This window comes from Microcoleus sp. bin48.metabat.b7b8b9.023 (genome assembly GCF_013299185.1).
Lineage (GTDB): Bacteria > Cyanobacteriota > Cyanobacteriia > Cyanobacteriales > Microcoleaceae > Microcoleus.
Window position 1 is genome coordinate 1 of record NZ_JAAFKG010000031.1, and the last position, 16,162, is coordinate 16,162.

Consider the following 16,162-nt stretch of genomic DNA (forward strand, 5'->3'; position numbering starts at 1 on the left):
TTTGTTTGCGGCCGTTCGTTCGGTTGTTAATACTGGGAAGCGTCAGGGTTTAACTGCTTATCAATCTATTCAACAAGCTCTCTCTATTAATGGCTCCATTTTTTCCCCTAGTTGAGCAATTACCTTTTTAGGTAGAGGTCGCTGTCAACTGTCAACTGTCAACTGTCAACTGAATTAAGTAGCGCGATCGCAAAAACCATCATAGAGCAGGGGGAATTGGTCGATCGCACGAAGCGATTGTCTGCCCCAAATTTGTCGCCGCTGGATTTACCGGAAAAACAGGCTGTAAGCCAATAGCATTCGTACTCTGAAGCTTATTTGCGGTTGATGCGTAGATGCCATGCCGCCAAACCCAAAATTTCTCCCAGAAACCGGGTTGATGGGGGCTGAGCTTAAATAAGATACAATAAGAACCACAAGGAAAGTGCGATCGACATTATTTGACAGTCAAGCTATGCAATCTACAACTCAGTCCGAGACAGAAACGGCGATGGAAGCTCCCAAACACGGATTGCCCGTTACAATCATTACAGGATTTCTCGGCAGTGGCAAAACAACCCTGCTCAACCACATCCTGACCAACCAGCAAGGTTTGAAAACAGCAGTTTTAGTCAATGAATTTGGTGAAATCGGCATCGACAACGAACTGATTGTTACTACAGACGACAACATGGTCGAGCTGAACAACGGCTGCATCTGCTGCACGATTAACGAAGATTTGGTTAATGCAGTTTACAAAGTTTTAGAACGTCAAGAAAAGCTCGACTATCTAGTAGTCGAGACCACCGGACTCGCCGACCCGCTGCCAGTAGCGATGACTTTTTTAGGCACAGAACTGCGCGACATGACCCGTCTAGATTCAATAGTTACAGTAGTAGACGCAGCCAACTACAGCTTAGATTTGTTCAACTCAGAAGCAGCCTACAGTCAAATAGCTTACGGCGATATTATTATTCTCAACAAAACAGATTTGGTTGAAGAAGCAGATTTAGATTTGCTGGAAGTTAAGATTCGCGATGTCAAAGAAGGTGCTCGAATTTTGCGAACAGTAAAATCGCAAGTTCCCCTACCCCTAGTCCTTAGCGTCGGATTGTTTGAATCTGACAAATATTTCCAATCTGAGGAAACTGCTAGCAGTCACGATCATCACGATCACGACCATCACGATCACGGTCATCACGATCACGGTCATCACGATCACGGTCATCACGATCATCACGATCACGGTCATCACGATCATAGCGAACACGATCATCACGATCACTCCGGCCATTTAGACAATGACGGATTTACCTCAATTTCTTTCCAGAGTGACAAGCCGTTTTCTCTGAGGAAATTTCAATATTTCTTAGACCACCAAATGCCAACAAACGTGTTTCGTGCGAAAGGGATTATGTGGTTTGAAGAAAGTCCGAAACGGCATATTTTCCACTTGAGCGGCAAGCGATTTTCAATAGATGACGACGAGTGGAAAGGTGAGCCAAAAAACCAGCTTGTTCTCATCGGTCAGGGTTTGGATATCGAGACTTTGCGATCGCAAATCGAAAATTGTCTCTGCACGCCTGCACCCAATCGCGGCAAAGGATTCGGGAAAAACTAACCTGGACGCAACTGTCACATTAAATCCAGGTACGTAGTTGCGCTGTCTTCGCTTTTGAAATCAGGTATGTAGTTGCGCTTAAGCGCTCTTTCCGGGATATCGGAAAGAGCGCTTAAGCGCAACTACGTACCTAAGAATTCATTCTTATATATGTCCAGGACTGTTTTAAATTTCCCATGCGAGTCATAATCCAGCGAGTCAAATCGTCTCAAGTCCAAGTGAACGATCGAATTATCGGCAAAATCGGCTGCGGACTCAACTTGCTTGTAGGTATTGCAGACACCGACACCGAAGCAGAACTCGACTGGATGGCCCGAAAATGCCTAGAATTGCGTTTGTTTCCCGACTCAGCCAGGGACGGCGGCCGCTGGGACAAATCCGTACAAGACATCGGCGGCGAGTTGCTCGTTGTCAGTCAGTTTACGCTCTACGGCGACTGTCGCAAAGGTCGGCGCCCTTCGTTCGATCGCTCTGCCGCCCCAGAAACCGCCGAAAAACTTTATGACAAATTTGTCGAAAAGTTGCGCCAGAGCGGGTTAAAAGTCGAAACAGGCTTGTTTGGAGCCATGATGCAAGTATCTATAGATAATGACGGCCCGGTGACTTTGGTGTTGGAGAGAGAAGCAGGGTGAATACTCTTCTATTGTCTTCCTTTGCGTCCTTTGCGTCTTCGCGGTTCGTTCAAAAAAAGCCGTTGCCCCTTTTAAAAGAAAATTTCTAAATTGACCGGGTTTCCCAACTGCTGTAGCGTAGGTTCTGAAGATAGTGCAGTTCGCTACATTCTGCCGAGTCTCAATTCCGCAATCTCCGACGCCGAAAACCCCCTCAAAAGGCCAGTTGCTAAATTGTCCACTCAGCGGCCCCGGAACACCGTCAATCTTTGTCGCGATCGCCACACCCGCATAACAGCTCAGAATGCTTGTACAGTCAGGCTTTGAAGGCAATAAAATCAATCCTCAACAGCCACCGCTTAAAATCAGATTCGGCAGCCAAAAAATGTTGCATGAGAGAGTGGAACACTGGCATCACTGTGCCTATCTGTATTTCCCTATATTCAATACATAGAGAGTTGAATCAGCCGTGCCAAGCGAAACCGCCAGCAACTGCCGCCTCGCTCCCTGAAAAATGTCCTCGCACGCTGTGCGCTACCACCCGATAAACGCCATGACTGTCACAACTGCCACCAACCCCGTCAACTGCAACACTGTTTCTAACCTCAACTTCATTCCGGCTACCTCCACCGAACAAACCGCCGAAATCAATACAGTTTCCAGCATCGATGTCCTGGCTTTGGCTGAATTCGCCCTCAAAGAGTTGGAAGCAGAAATGAAAACTGCCAGCCGCAGCGCTCAAGCAGTGGCGATGCGAATTGCTAAGGAAGTCGAACGGATTTGCCAAAAAAGCGATCGCATCCAAGTTTCCGGCGAAGTTGAAGCTTGGCAAATCACCTTGGCCGAACACCGGTTGCAAAAAACTCTCGAATTCTATCGCCTCGGTTCCAAACAAGGCCGCGTTCAACTGCACTCTCACCTCGCATCAATGATTTACCGTCATGTTGCTTCTTTCCGATCGAACTTGAACTTCCAAGCTCGCTACAACATGATTGAAGACTTTTTGCAAGGCTTTTACATCGAATCTCTGCGCGCCTTCCGCCGCGAACACCAACTCGACGCCACCTACCAGCCCCGCACTCAGATTGAATTGGCTGAGTACATGGCTTTTACCGAACAATACGCCAAGCGCCAAATCGGTTTACCCGGCCGCAACCGCCAACGCCTGATCGTGCTTCGCGCTCAAGGATTTGCTAAGGGCCAACCTCCCGAAACTGCGATCGACATTGAAATGGCTGTAGAATCCGGCAAGGGAGAAGATGCAGAAATGTACAGCCGCTCTCCGGCGCTGCAACAAGTGCGCGAACAAATGGTTTCGGAAACTGTCGATCCGGCTGATGCTGTGTTGCGCGATCGAGTAGTCACCGAATTGATCGCCTATCTGGAATCCCAAAATCAGCCCGAATGTGTGAGCTACTTGACTTTGAAATTGCAAGATCTTTCGGCTTCGGAAATCGATCGCGTTCTCGGTTTGTCCTCCCGCCAGCGCGACTACTTGCAACAACGGTTTAAGTACCACGTCGAAAAATTTGCCCGCACTCAAAACTGGAAACTCGTCCACGAATGGCTGGGTGCTGATGTCGATCAAAAACTGGGCATGACTTCCGACAAATGGGAAACATTTCGCGCTCAACTGTCGCCCGAACAACAACAACTGTTAGCAATGAAGCGGAATCAAGAATGCGACAAGGCGATCGCCACTGCACTCAACTGCACCCCCAAACAAGTCCAAAAACGTTGGGCACAACTGTTGGATCTGGCAAGCCAGACTCGCAACAGCAGCCAAGCATAACGGGTGATCAAACATGAACGCAAGTGTTTTATTGAGATTGGAAAATGCGATCGGGTGCGGCACCGGAACCGGAATGCCCGCCCCGCAGTCCGCTCTCAAATCTACCAGCGCTGCTCAATTATTACCCAAATTATCGCCGCTTTCTGGCAAATTCAATTTATTAAAACAACATTATTTTTATTAAAGTTTTACCTTCCCAGGTCATGCCTGGGAATTTGTTTTTGCGATTAATTATTATCATATTTATACCATCGAACAGGTAATATAGTTTGCGGCCATATGAAAATAATTTAACCGCAGAGAGCACAGAGGACACAGAGAGAATATATAGCGGTTATCAGAAAGATGAGGTATGTTGTTGGGATGCGAACCCTATACGTCTAAGCGGTTATACCAGCTCTCTGACGTACCTCATCTTTTTGAGAAAGGCTATAGATACTGGATTTGATATATAGCTTGTCTCCAAAAGATGAGGTATGACTGATACCATTTTTATATGAAGTTGTATCGAATAGATCCTTATTAGTCATTAGTTATTAGTCATTAGTTATCAATCATCATTATTGATTGGTCAGTGACAACTGGAAATGATAAATTGCTGAAAGTTATCATGTTTTTGATATGGGCAGAGACGAACTTGATATGTTGCCACAGTGTATCTAGGAACAAAAAAGCGTATAATCAACATCAAAGACCGGAGCCAGTCAACAGGTGCTGAAAAATATATGTGTCTAGAGCCAGGGTATATCCTTCACGAAAGGTACCAAATTATCCAGCAATTGGGACTGGGAGGGTTTGGGATTACTTACAAGGCTAAGGATCTAGCCAAACCCGGAAATCCCGAGTGCGTTGTTAAGGAAATTTCTTTTCCTTCATCGAACGCTCTGCACGTCTTGGAGAAGGCAAGGACGCAATTTAACAAGGAAGCTAGTGCTTTGGGTTGTCTCGGCAATCACCCGTGCATTCCCAAATTATTCGCTTACTTTGAAGAAAATGACCATTTTTACTTGGTTCAAGAATACATTGAAGGACATCAGCTCAAGGAAGAACTCACTCCAGATACACACTGGGAAGAGGATCGGGCGATCGCCTTGTTGCTGGAAATTCTGGAAATTTTAAAGTTCGTTCATAAACAAAATATTATTCATCGCGATATTACACCTTCTAACTTAATTCGGCGCACAACAGATAACAAAATTGTTTTAATTGATTTTGGGGCTGTCAAAGAAATCAGCACTTTTACTGCTGACTCTACAGGTAAAATATTCACATCGCAGGCGATCGGCACCAGCGGTTATATGTCTCCCGAACAATCAAATGGACGTACTGCCCATGCTTGTAATGATATTTACTCTGTAGGGATGATCGTGATTCAAGCTCTCACCGGAAAGCATCCCACAGAGTTCAAAAACTACGATGGTGCTGGTGAAATAATCTGGCATGACTCGACGTGCGATCGCACTCCGCTACCAGTGAGCGATAATTTTAAAAATATTCTCGATCGCATGGTTCGCTTCCACTATATAAATCGATATCAATCTGTAACGGAGGTTTTGCAAGACTTAGACGATATGCGATCGCCTCTATTACCCGAACCTCAGCCGAATTCGATCTCGTCTGATGCTACTGAAGTTTCGCCAAACCCGAATTTACCACCCAGCCAAAAACCCGAGTCAGGCAAAACTCCGCCGCAGGGGCGATCGCGCTTTCGCTGGCTGCTGTTGGGTGTTGCGGTAATGGCGGCAGGGGCGATCGTAATTTCAAACATCAAAAAATTTCCCATAATCCAGACAAATTCGCCGCAACCAACCCTACCTACATCCTCACCTACACCCTCCCCACGTGTAAGTTCCGGCGAAAGACTCCTAGTAGAAACCTCCGCCCTTTGGTCAAAACAAAGGGCAATAAATGAATTTGCCAGCGGAAATTATCCTGAAGCTTTAAAATTGTTCAAACAGTCCTGGCGGGAAGACCGCAGAGATCCAGAAACTTTAATTTACACCAACAATGCTCTGCTGGAGGCGATAGGTGCAGAGTATTATACGATCGCAATTGTTGTTCCCATTCGCCGAGATCGGGACGGGACGGGAACTATAGTCAATGCAAGTTTAGCCGAAGAACTGCTGCGCGGTATTGGTCAAGCTCAAACCGAAGTGAATTTAGGTCTTCTGTCTGGAAATAACAGCGATCGAGATTTTCCCGGTCAAGGCTTTCTCGAAGCAAAATCGATTAAAGGAAAAGGTCTCAAAGTAATCATTGCTGATGACGCCAATATCAAATCCTACGCAGTTCAAAGGGCAAATTACCTAGTCACTCAACCAAATATTCTAGCAGTCATCGGACACTACACCAGTGACATGACGGTAGAAACAGTAGATATTTACGATCGAAATAAACTGGTCGCCATTTCTCCGGGAAGCACAACAGAAGAACTAACGCGCAAACCTCGGAAATTTTTCTTTCGGACAGCCCCAACAACTAGCAAAGAAGCTGAAGGCTTAGCAAATCAACTGATTAAAGTCGGTCAAAAAAGAGTTGCGGTTTTTTACAATCCCAATAGTCCGTTTAGCGCTTCCTTGTGGGAAGAATTTAAAAAGCAATTTGAAGCCGAAGGAGGTTCGACTTTTAGATCCAGTAATTTCGATTTATCTAAAAATGATTTTAACGCCGAAGCAGCAATCAAAGAAGTTGAAAAAGCCAAAATAACAGCCATAGCTCTCTTTCCCGACGGTCAAGTCACTAATTCTCTCGAACACGCCCTCGATACGATCAAAATCAACGACGATCTCAAGTGGATTGTTGGCCCTTGGACTCTGTACGATCCGCGAACTTTAGAAGCAGCAAAACAGCTAAAGTCTGTAAAAAAACTCGCCGTATCCGTGTTTTGGCATCCGTTAATCAGTTTTGATAAAAAGTTTCCAGTTAATGCTGAAAAATTGTGGGGAGGCCCAGTCAATACTCGATCGGCTTTAACCTACGATGCAGCTAAAACGCTGATTAAATCCCTAGAATTACAGCCAGAACCCAGCCGTGAAGGAATGCAAAAAACCCTAGCATCTCCAGACTTTAAAGCTGATGGTGCCACGGGTATAATTGAGTTTGACTTGACAACGGGAAATCGAAAAAACCCTCCTAAAGCTTTAGCGCACATTGTTCCGTGTCCTAGAGAACAATTTGGTGTGACGTTTGTGCCGATCGAATTTCCGACAGCCACCGCCGCAGGTTTAAAGTGCGACTAATGCTTTACCAGAAAGAATTGGTTGAAAGCCCGCCCGCCCGGGAAAAATTAAACTCAGACTGTTCATTACTTCAATCCTCAGACTTAAGGGTAGAGGTTTCTCTCAAACTCTCAACTGTCAACTCTCAACTGTCAACTCTCAACTGTCAACTCTCAACTGTCAACTGTTGAAAGTACCTGCGGGGATTCGCCCCCAACATTTAAAGAAAAAATTAGATATAGTTAACAAAGCTAGTTTTTTTTATAATAATGCTTATGACGGTCAATCTCGCTCCCTCAACAAGTTCTAGCCTCAAACCAGAATCCCAGAATATCTCGGCACTCAAACAAGTCTGGCAGACAATTGATGCCGGTAGCTGTCCGGGTTCCTATAACTTCCATATGCACACAGTCTACTCCGACGGTCGATTGCAGCCAGAGAAGTTGATGGAACTAGCCATAGCAGGCGGCCTCAAAGGCTTCGCTATCACCGATCACCACAGCACCAAAGGCTACGTTCAAGCTCAAATTTGGCTGGATAACTGGAAATTAAAGCATCCCGACAGGAGTACCGCAGCGCCGACTCTTTGGACGGGCGCTGAAATTAACGCTGAATTGCTCAAAAACGACGTACACATTCTCGCTTACGCCTTCGATCCTGAACATCCCAGTCTCACACCTTACTTGCGAGGTAAAGGCACTGAAGGCCACGCTTCTTATTCCGCAGCCAAGGTAATTGAAGCGATTCAGGAAGCAGGAGGTTTAGCAGTTCTAGCACATCCTTGTCGGTATCGATCGATCGCAGATCAACTAATTCCAGAAGCAGCCCGTCTTGGCATTGACGGCGTAGAAGTTTACTATGCTTACGGCAATCCTAATCCTTGGAAACCGAGTCCCAAACAAACTGCTTTAGTCAAAGATTTAGCTGAAACCCATGGTTTGCTGGGAACTTGTGGAACTGATTCTCACGGCCTGAGTCTTCTTGTCCGAATCTAGGTAATTTGGAAATTATAAATTGCGATTTATACGGACTGTGCGGGAATTGCGGCAAAGACATACAGATGTTTTTCGGTCAGTCTGTCTTTGACAAACGACTTGTTTGGTATCTATTTTATGACTGCCCTCACTGCGGAGAAGCAGTCGTTTGTAGTGCGGACTTCAGTCCGCAGCATAAAGCGGACTGAAGTCCGCACTACAAACCTTGGTTAGGAAAAAAAATTAATAACTTGACTACTTAGAATCGCAAATTAAATAATTTATACTTTTGAAAGTGGGATGGGCGTCCCGCCCGTCCAGATGAGGACGGGCGGGACGCCCATCCCACAATAATCATCAAATGGTAAGTTATTTAATTCTCATTCCTAAACGAGCGAGAAAACGAAACCTCAATCATCCCTCTTTAAATACCCAACTAAAACCCAGCTCAATACCGACAGCCTTCTCAATTTCTTCCCAATAAAAATCTTCTAAAACTCCCTGTTTGTTTTTAATTCTCAGAGCATCTACAGCTCTCATTTGACTTAAGTTTATGTATCGTTCTCCGTTTAGTCCATTTTGCGGGGTTGGAACAACATTCACAACGAATGGAAAAGTTTTGTTCCCAGGCAATAAAGGGGCAACTATTGTAGTTGTCCCATTTTGATTGCCAACATCATTCTGCAAAATTAGACAAGGACGCTGCTTACCGGTTTCATGACCGGTCGTGGGTTCTAGATCGATCCACCATATTTCTCCTCGTTTATAAGTTAATGTCCCGTTAGGCATTTAAACCATCGCCTACCGCAACATCCCAAACAGAAATCTCTTCTTGAAAATCAGGATCGTTAGCCTGCTCTTTATAAGCATTTTCCAGCTCTTCCATCATAATCCTCCTTTTTTCCTTCCAGAGAATTTCATTTATGAAACTACTACGATTGCTTGCTAGCCGATCGACAAAATCTAGAATTTGGTCATCCAAAGTAATACTGACTTTTTTGCTCATAACTTACTAAGTTCATGCGACTGACGAGTATGACTGTATTATCATACTAACCAATGCTACAACCTTTGGCAATGTGAATCTAGAGGTTCAAGAAGAGCTAACAGCCCGAAGCCCAGCTTTTCATAGATGTGGCGTGCTGAAGTGCGATCGAGATTGCCTCCGCTCCCGATCGTAACAACAGACACCCAGCCTCTTTCATCTTTCCGGGAACAACTGACAAGCCCTGATAGTTGGCTGATTTGCCCAATCCAAGCGAGAAGTGCCAAATCGATCCATCCAACCTTCTAAATAAGCCCGATTAGCTTTTTTCTCCTCAGGATCGGAGGTGTTCATGGGATGAGGTGCTAAACCGAAAATAGTGGCTGTTGTTACGCAAAACATTGACTTCTGAAAACTTTGGCAAATTTGCACGCGCACATCGTCTTCGCCGCGACAGCTAGTGCGGTAAATTTCGTGCAAATAATCCGGGAGATAATGCCGCATATCTTGCATCAATTGAGTTGGCGGAATTCCTGCACCTCCGATGGGTAAAGGATCTGCAAACAAAGCCCCGTAGGCAAATTCTTTTTGTTCTTCTGGGATTTGATGTGCTTGCGCGTTGTAGGAAACTGTGCCAAAAAAAGCTGTTCCTCTAAAGAAAACTGCTTCTACATAAGGTACTGCTACATCTGCTAAAAAGGTTAAGTTGGCAGATGCGGGCAGAATATCGTAGACTTCGCCGCGAATCTTGACGCTGTAGGTGATTGGTAACGCTGCGGCGCTTACTAAACCGGCTAAGACGAAATCTACTATCTCTGCGATCGACTTAATTGTACCGGCTTCGTAGCGATCGGACAAATCGATAAACAAATCGCTCATTACTCGCCAAAACTGCCCCAAACCCGTGTAATAAGCCAACATCCGCACTTGTTCCGGCAAAAACTCCGGGAATGCTTTGTGCAGTCCCTGCATCAAAAAGTTGCCTTTGAGTTTAGCTGCGATCGCCTTTTCGGCCAAATTGCTAAATTCTGGAGTATCCAAATAACTGTCCAAACCGCCGCCGCCGTGCCACATCATGGTTCTCATGCAATATTCGGCATACTCAAAATTTATGCGATCGTGCCACAAATAGCGCATTAATTTCGGCGCAGTCACTTCTCCGTTGAAATATTTGAAAAATGGGAAAAGCACTAAAAATTGTTCTTCGGCGATGTAGTTTAAATTGCGGGAATAGGCATCTAGAACTACACCGTAACTTTTGAGTACGCCGACAACTTCTACTACATTTTCGGTAGATTCTGGAAGCAAAGCTTTGCCTGATTCCAAGATGTCAATGTAGGCTGCTAGAGGATGGGAAGATGGTTTTAATACTGTACTTGTCATTTGATTTGAACCTTAATTGAATAACTATGTTTTAGCTTTGGTTCGTAGTTGCGCTTGAGGGTTCATGAGAGCGAGTCAACGCACAACTACATTGAATAACTATGTTTTAGGTATGTAGTTGCGCTTTAGCGCCGGCCGGCGCTGAAGCGCAACTACATACCTATGAAAGATATCACTCTAAGTTTTGAGCAACTTGTTTAACTTGTGCGGGTACTGTCGATACTAAGCCGATCGCAGTTTTCTCACTCAAAGCCACTAAAACTCCGGGCTGTATTCCCATGATGGCGATGATTACTGCTAAAACTAGCGAAGGAATGCGATCGCCCCAGCGCACTTGCGGTAAATTGACTACCAAATCGGAAAGGCGGCCGAAAAAGGCGCGGTTGACCATAATTAAAAAGTAAACTGAAGTCAAACCAGTCCCGATCATGCAGAGCAAAGTTTGGATGGGAAACACTGGTAAACTGCCCCTAAATATCAAAAATTCAGCAATAAATCCCGACAACCCGGGAATGCCGGCACTCGCCATCACGCCGACAATCATTAAACTGCCAATTACCGGCAAACCGCGATCGGGATTGAACAAACCTTTGAGCACATCTATGTTGCGACTGCCGGATTTTTTGTAAACAATCCCGACACTCAAAAATAGCAACCCTGAAATTAAACCGTGGCTAACCATTTGCAACACAGTTCCTATCATACTAATCTCAGTAGCTGCGGCGCTAGCTAGCAAAATGTAGCCCATGTGCGCGATCGAACTGTACGCTACAATTTTTTTCATGTCTTTTTGGGCGATCGCGCAACTAGCCCCGTAAAGCACACTCACCACCGCCCAACTCGCCAACCAAGGTGCAGCCACCGCCCACGCATCCGGGAACAAACCCATACCAAAGCGCAGCATCCCGTAGGTTCCCAGCTTCAACAGCACCCCCGCCAGCAGCACTGAAACCGGAGTCGAAGCTTCTACGTGAGCATCCGGAAGCCAAGTATGAAAAGGCACCAAGGGAATCTTAATTCCAAAGGCCAGCAATATCCCAGCCAGCAATACAATTTGTCTGACCAAAGGCAAGGGCGAGCCTCCTTCCAAATGCGATGCACCGGCTGCACCAACCATATCGAAACTAGAAGCACCGCTCAGCCAAACTACACCCAAGAAAGCAGCCAGCAATACTATTCCCGAAAATGCCGTATAGATTAAAAACTTAGTCGCTGCATAGCCTCGGCGCTCGCCTCCCCAAATTGCAATTAACAGGTAAAGCGGAATTAGTTCTACCTCGAAAAACAGGAAAAATAGCAGCAAGTTTTGAGATAAAAAAGCTCCCGTGACGCCACCACTAATTAACAGCATCAAAGAATAATAAAGTCGAGGTCTGCGGATCGCCTCATCCGTAGCGTAAATCGCTACTCCTGTCAGTAGGGTATTTAAAATTACCAAGGGCAGAGACAAACCATCAACGCCGAGATTGTAATTAAATCCCAAATCATCGATCCAAGGAATAAATTCCGAAAACTGTAATTGGCTGCTGTTGGCATCAAACTGAGCTGCCACAAACACCGATAGAATAAAAGTTACACCCGCAATGGCGATCGCGGCATTCCGAACTATTTTAGAGGCGATCGCACCGGGCCAAAACCCAATCAGGGCGGCGACCAACATTGGTATCCAGATTAAAGCACTGAGCATTAATTAAAACTTTCCCTTATTACACAATATTTAGAACTATATGTGAACTAACCTGACGGTCAACTGAGTACAGTTAGACCGCAGGCTTCTTTTTCCTTTTTTTCAAAGGCTTTTTTGAGTGACGGAGTTCCCCCGCCACTTTCGTAACTCAATCCAATCTTCTTTATAAGTTTGGCTGAATTTTCATCTCGATCCAAGGATTCTCCACACTGACAAGAATGCCACCGATCTGATAATTCTTTCGGAACTTTGTTGAGGCAATCCCAGCAATGTTGAGAAGTTCCTTTGGGGTCAACAAATAGAACAGTTTTACCTAACTTCCCAGCAACATATTTGAGAACGCTGGCGAATTTTCCGTGAGCAGCATCAAGCATCGATTTGTTCAAGCCACTTTTTGCTGACTGGCCGTTCGGCAAATAAACCAAATTGCCATTCTCAATGTCAGTTTTAGGCTGGGCGCGTCTAGTTAGATTTTTAACACTCAAGTCTTCAACAACTAAAACTTCACACTTGCTAAGTAACTCATGTGCAGTTTTGAATTGAAAATCTAATCTAGCTCTAGCTACGAACTGATGGAGTTTGGAAATCTTGTCCTTGATAACTTTCCAAGGCTTAGAACCCTTAACTCTATTAGCTAACTTCGCTTGAAGTCTTGCTAATTTCTCAGCCGACTTCCTTAAAAACCTAGGATTCTCAACCCTTTCCCCATTGGATAGGTAAACGTAATTGGTTATTCCCAAATCAATACCAACAGAATTTTCGACCGTCGGTTGAATTTCTGCAACCGTTACGGGAACCGTTTTATCTTCTAGCGTTAGGGAAATATACCACCCATCCGCTTCTCTGATAACTGTACCCGTCTTAACTTTGAACTTTGTTGGTATTGGACGGTGGAAAACCATAGGCACTTGACCTATTTTGACGAGACTAATACAAATCCTATCTTGCTCGTCCTTGACAATATCTAAGTTATCTAGTTGAGGATAAGTGAAGGATTTGTAGTAGTTAAGCCCTTTGAATCTGGGCTTCCCTCTACGATTGCCGTTTTTATCTGGCGTGGTGAAATTTGAAAAGGAAGTTTCAACTCTGTTGACGACATCTTGCAAAACCTGAGAATCCAACGCTTTGTAGTCAGGAAATAGTTTTTTGGTGTTTTTCAGGTCGGCAAGTTGTATCGTTTGCCACTGTACATATCCGCTTTCAATGTTCGAGAAAACATCACCTTTATTGGTCAAAGAATTGCCTGACTCATCCTTTTTTCTGCCGTTCCTAGTTTGCACCCTAGTTAAGGGAATATTTTGATAAATTTCCTCAATCGGGACTATCGAAACAATCAATGGGCAGGCGTTGATAGGTGTTCTCGTGGCTTCCCACCACCTAAATCTTTCGCCGAGTCGGTAGTTGTACTGCCGACGGCAGAGTTCTAAATGAGCCACAATAGTTGTTAGTTGGGCTTTTGTAGGTTTGAGGCGGTATTTGTACGTGAGTTGCATTTTTTAACTTCCTTTTTTCGACCTGCCTTAATGTACCATTTCTTTGGATTTAATGTAAGACAAAGTACATCAAAGTTAAAGGTACTTGAAATGTCTAATTGTCGGTTTCCGTCCGCGACACCCGACGCTTCTGGACATCCCTACGGTAATTTATTCGGGGTACTTCGCGCAGCAATTGAGATTAATCCCCTCTAAATATACCCTTAGACTTCCCGGCTGGTAGTTAATCGACCCCGACAAACATACAGTAACGATTTACACTCCCCAAGCCGAGCCAGTTGTATTGACAGACGGCGACACGATTTCAATACCAGAACTTTTACCCGGTTGGGAAGTTCCGGTTGGAGAATTGTGGCCGATCGACTTTGAATAAAACTAGGGACAAAGCAGACAAACCAAAAACAATTTATCTGCGTTGATCCGCGTTTATCCACCAACATCTGCGGTTTAGAATTGCCAAATAATCAGCGCCAGCAACCCAGCAACTCCCGCAGCAATAGTCAACACATAAAACTGCGATTGACCCGTGCCGCTGTACTTCAAACCTTCACCGCTGAAAATTGTGGCAAAACCAAACAAATTCACCACCCCGTCTACTACATACTTATCAGTCCAAGCGCTGATTTTCGCAATAGAAGCGACGGCCCAAACCACAGTCAAGCGGTAAACTCGATCGATATAAAAGTCGTAAGCAAACAAATCCTGCACCGCTGGCACCGGCAGTCGTACCGGTCGAGGTAAAACGTTGTACCAATAAATCGCCACGCCAACGCCAACCCCAATCAAGCCAGATAACACCAACAGCGGAATATCTAGAGTCTTCAGCAGCAAATTTAAAGTATCAAAATCCCCAGTTTCTGCCCAAGGCCCAGTCCAACTAATTAAAAGTTGCCACTGCTGCAACATCCAAGGCACCAACAGCCCAATCACCGTCAAAATTACCATCGGCAAAGCCATCGGCCAACCGACTTCCGGAGCTCTGCGAGTTTTGGGCTGCGGTTTTCCGACAAATACTAAGGCGAATACGCGAGTTAAATTGAGCGCAGTTAAACCGTTAACTAACAGCAGCACAACTACCAACCACAATGGCACTGTCCAAAAACCGTTCAGCCACCGTCGCATTACCCAGAAGTTGCCCATCGGTAATAGGGCTACCATCCCCGCAGCGCCGACTAAATAAGCCATTGTTGTGGCGGGCATCTTTGACCACAACCCACCCATTTCTGTTAAATCTTGAGTGTTGGTTGTGACAATTACTGAGCCTATGCTCATGAATAATAGTCCTTTGGCGATCGAGTGCGCGAACAGCAGCAGCAATGCAATGTCAACGTGATTCTGCCCCACCGCGATAAACACTAAACCCATAGAAGCACTGGTAGAATGCGATAGTGCTCTTTTGATATCGATTTGGGCGATCGCCACTAAGGAAGCCCCAACCGCCGTCACCGCACCCAAAACCACCAGCACCAAACCAGTTATCGGCGATAGCGCTAAAACAGGCTGAAGTTTAATCAAAACATAAGCCCCACCACCCACAACTACCGTATTCCGCATAATCGAAGCCGGGTTGGGCCCTTCCATCGCCTCGTCGAGCCACAGGTGAAACGGAAATTGAGCGCACTTAGCTGTAGGTGCGGCAATTAAAGCCAAGCCTAAAAGAGTCGCTACTAAAGGAGATAAAGTTGCAGTTTCCGCCCATTCTTCTAAATCGGAAAAATTTAAACTTCCGGCTAAAGTTGAAAGCGTTACTACTCCCATCAGCAGCGGTACGTCTCCTACACGCTTGGTTAAAAACGCATCTCTAGCCGCCGTCACTACCAGCGGTTGAGCGTACCAAAATCCGACTAGCAAATAAGTTGAAAGCGTCAGCACTTCGAGCAAACCGTAAGTTAGCAGCAGCGAGTCGCTAATCGCAATCCCGCTAATTGCCGCTTCAAAAAAACCGAGCAGCCCAAAAAATCGAGCTAGCGCCCAGTCTTTTTCCATGTAGCCCAGTGCGTAAATTTGTGCTAGCAAACTCAGAACTGTCACCAGTTCCATTGCTCCGACGCTGGTCGTGGAGATTTCTATGGCAAAAGACAAATCTAAATCTGCTGCTTGCACCCAGTGGAGGAGCAAGTGTTGGGGCGCTCGATCCCAAGTTGCTGTAAAAATCACTGACCCGTGGATGAAAGCCAGCACGCTCATCAGTAAATTGAAGTAAGCCGCAGGTCTTGGCCCTGTTGTGCGAACGGTTCCCGTAGACCACGGCAAAGTTAGAATCGCGCCTATTAAGCCATATAAAGGTATCCACCAACAGGTTTGGAGGAGAAATTCTGTCATAAAAATAAAGTCGGTAAGTGGGAAACTCAGTGTTTTCAGACCTGAGAGGGAAACGCCCCGGTGGTTTCAACCGCCCTGAATCTTTTTTTCTCCATTA

Annotated in this window: 13 protein-coding genes; 7 read left to right on the top strand and 6 right to left on the bottom strand. The window is 45.4% G+C overall.

The window, feature by feature from the left end:
* Positions 1-454: 454 nt before the first annotated feature.
* The 7 genes from QZW82_RS17975 (at position 455) to QZW82_RS18005 (ending at position 8,216) form a co-directional block, all read left to right on the top strand.
* A complete protein-coding gene (locus QZW82_RS17975; RefSeq protein WP_293150614.1) occupies positions 455-1,600 on the top strand; it encodes a GTP-binding protein in 1,146 nt (381 codons plus the stop codon).
* A 176-nt stretch (positions 1,601-1,776) separates the two neighbouring features.
* Positions 1,777-2,232: a D-aminoacyl-tRNA deacylase gene (dtd, locus tag QZW82_RS17980; protein WP_293150617.1), complete on the top strand. Its 456-nt coding sequence runs from the start codon at positions 1,777-1,779 to the stop codon at positions 2,230-2,232.
* 532 nt (positions 2,233-2,764) lie between these two features.
* The gene (locus QZW82_RS17985; RefSeq protein WP_293150620.1) at positions 2,765-4,003 is read left to right on the top strand and encodes a HetZ-related protein; all 1,239 of its coding nucleotides are present in this window, start codon (positions 2,765-2,767) and stop codon (positions 4,001-4,003) included.
* Between the two features lie 13 nt (positions 4,004-4,016).
* Positions 4,017-4,187: a hypothetical protein gene (locus tag QZW82_RS17990; protein ID WP_293150623.1), complete on the top strand. Its 171-nt coding sequence runs from the start codon at positions 4,017-4,019 to the stop codon at positions 4,185-4,187.
* Between the two features lie 541 nt (positions 4,188-4,728).
* Positions 4,729-7,242, top strand: a complete 2,514-nt coding sequence (locus tag QZW82_RS17995; RefSeq protein WP_293150626.1) for a bifunctional serine/threonine-protein kinase/ABC transporter substrate-binding protein — start codon at positions 4,729-4,731, stop codon at positions 7,240-7,242.
* Positions 7,242-7,412, top strand: coding sequence for a hypothetical protein (locus QZW82_RS18000; RefSeq protein WP_293150629.1), 171 nt, complete (start codon positions 7,242-7,244; stop codon positions 7,410-7,412). The genes QZW82_RS17995 and QZW82_RS18000 overlap by 1 nt, the downstream gene beginning before the upstream one ends.
* Before the next feature lie 84 nt (positions 7,413-7,496).
* Complete coding sequence (locus QZW82_RS18005; protein WP_293150632.1) at positions 7,497-8,216, top strand: PHP domain-containing protein; 720 nt, start codon at positions 7,497-7,499, stop codon at positions 8,214-8,216.
* Between the two features lie 393 nt (positions 8,217-8,609).
* Here the strand turns inward: QZW82_RS18005 and QZW82_RS18010 are convergent, their stop codons facing one another.
* The 6 genes from QZW82_RS18010 to QZW82_RS18040 all read right to left on the bottom strand — a co-directional run bounded on the left by QZW82_RS18010 (position 8,610) and on the right by QZW82_RS18040 (position 16,065).
* The gene (locus QZW82_RS18010; RefSeq protein ID WP_293150635.1) at positions 8,610-8,984 is read right to left on the bottom strand and encodes a type II toxin-antitoxin system PemK/MazF family toxin; all 375 of its coding nucleotides are present in this window, start codon (positions 8,982-8,984) and stop codon (positions 8,610-8,612) included.
* Positions 8,977-9,201 carry a hypothetical protein gene (locus QZW82_RS18015; protein ID WP_293150638.1) on the bottom strand — a complete coding sequence of 75 codons (225 nt, stop codon included), beginning with the start codon at positions 9,199-9,201 and terminating at the stop codon, positions 8,977-8,979. The genes QZW82_RS18010 and QZW82_RS18015 overlap by 8 nt, the downstream gene beginning before the upstream one ends.
* A 195-nt stretch (positions 9,202-9,396) precedes the next feature.
* The gene (locus QZW82_RS18020; RefSeq protein ID WP_293150641.1) at positions 9,397-10,563 is read right to left on the bottom strand and encodes a CO2 hydration protein; all 1,167 of its coding nucleotides are present in this window, start codon (positions 10,561-10,563) and stop codon (positions 9,397-9,399) included.
* A 172-nt stretch (positions 10,564-10,735) separates the two neighbouring features.
* The gene (locus QZW82_RS18025) at positions 10,736-12,250 is read right to left on the bottom strand and encodes an NADH-quinone oxidoreductase subunit M (RefSeq protein ID WP_293150643.1); all 1,515 of its coding nucleotides are present in this window, start codon (positions 12,248-12,250) and stop codon (positions 10,736-10,738) included.
* 59 nt (positions 12,251-12,309) lie between these two features.
* The gene (locus QZW82_RS18030) at positions 12,310-13,743 is read right to left on the bottom strand and encodes a transposase (RefSeq protein WP_293150645.1); all 1,434 of its coding nucleotides are present in this window, start codon (positions 13,741-13,743) and stop codon (positions 12,310-12,312) included.
* A gap of 447 nt (positions 13,744-14,190) precedes the next feature.
* Positions 14,191-16,065, bottom strand: coding sequence for an NAD(P)H-quinone oxidoreductase subunit F (locus tag QZW82_RS18040; RefSeq protein WP_293150647.1), 1,875 nt, complete (start codon positions 16,063-16,065; stop codon positions 14,191-14,193).
* Positions 16,066-16,162: the final 97 nt, after the last annotated feature.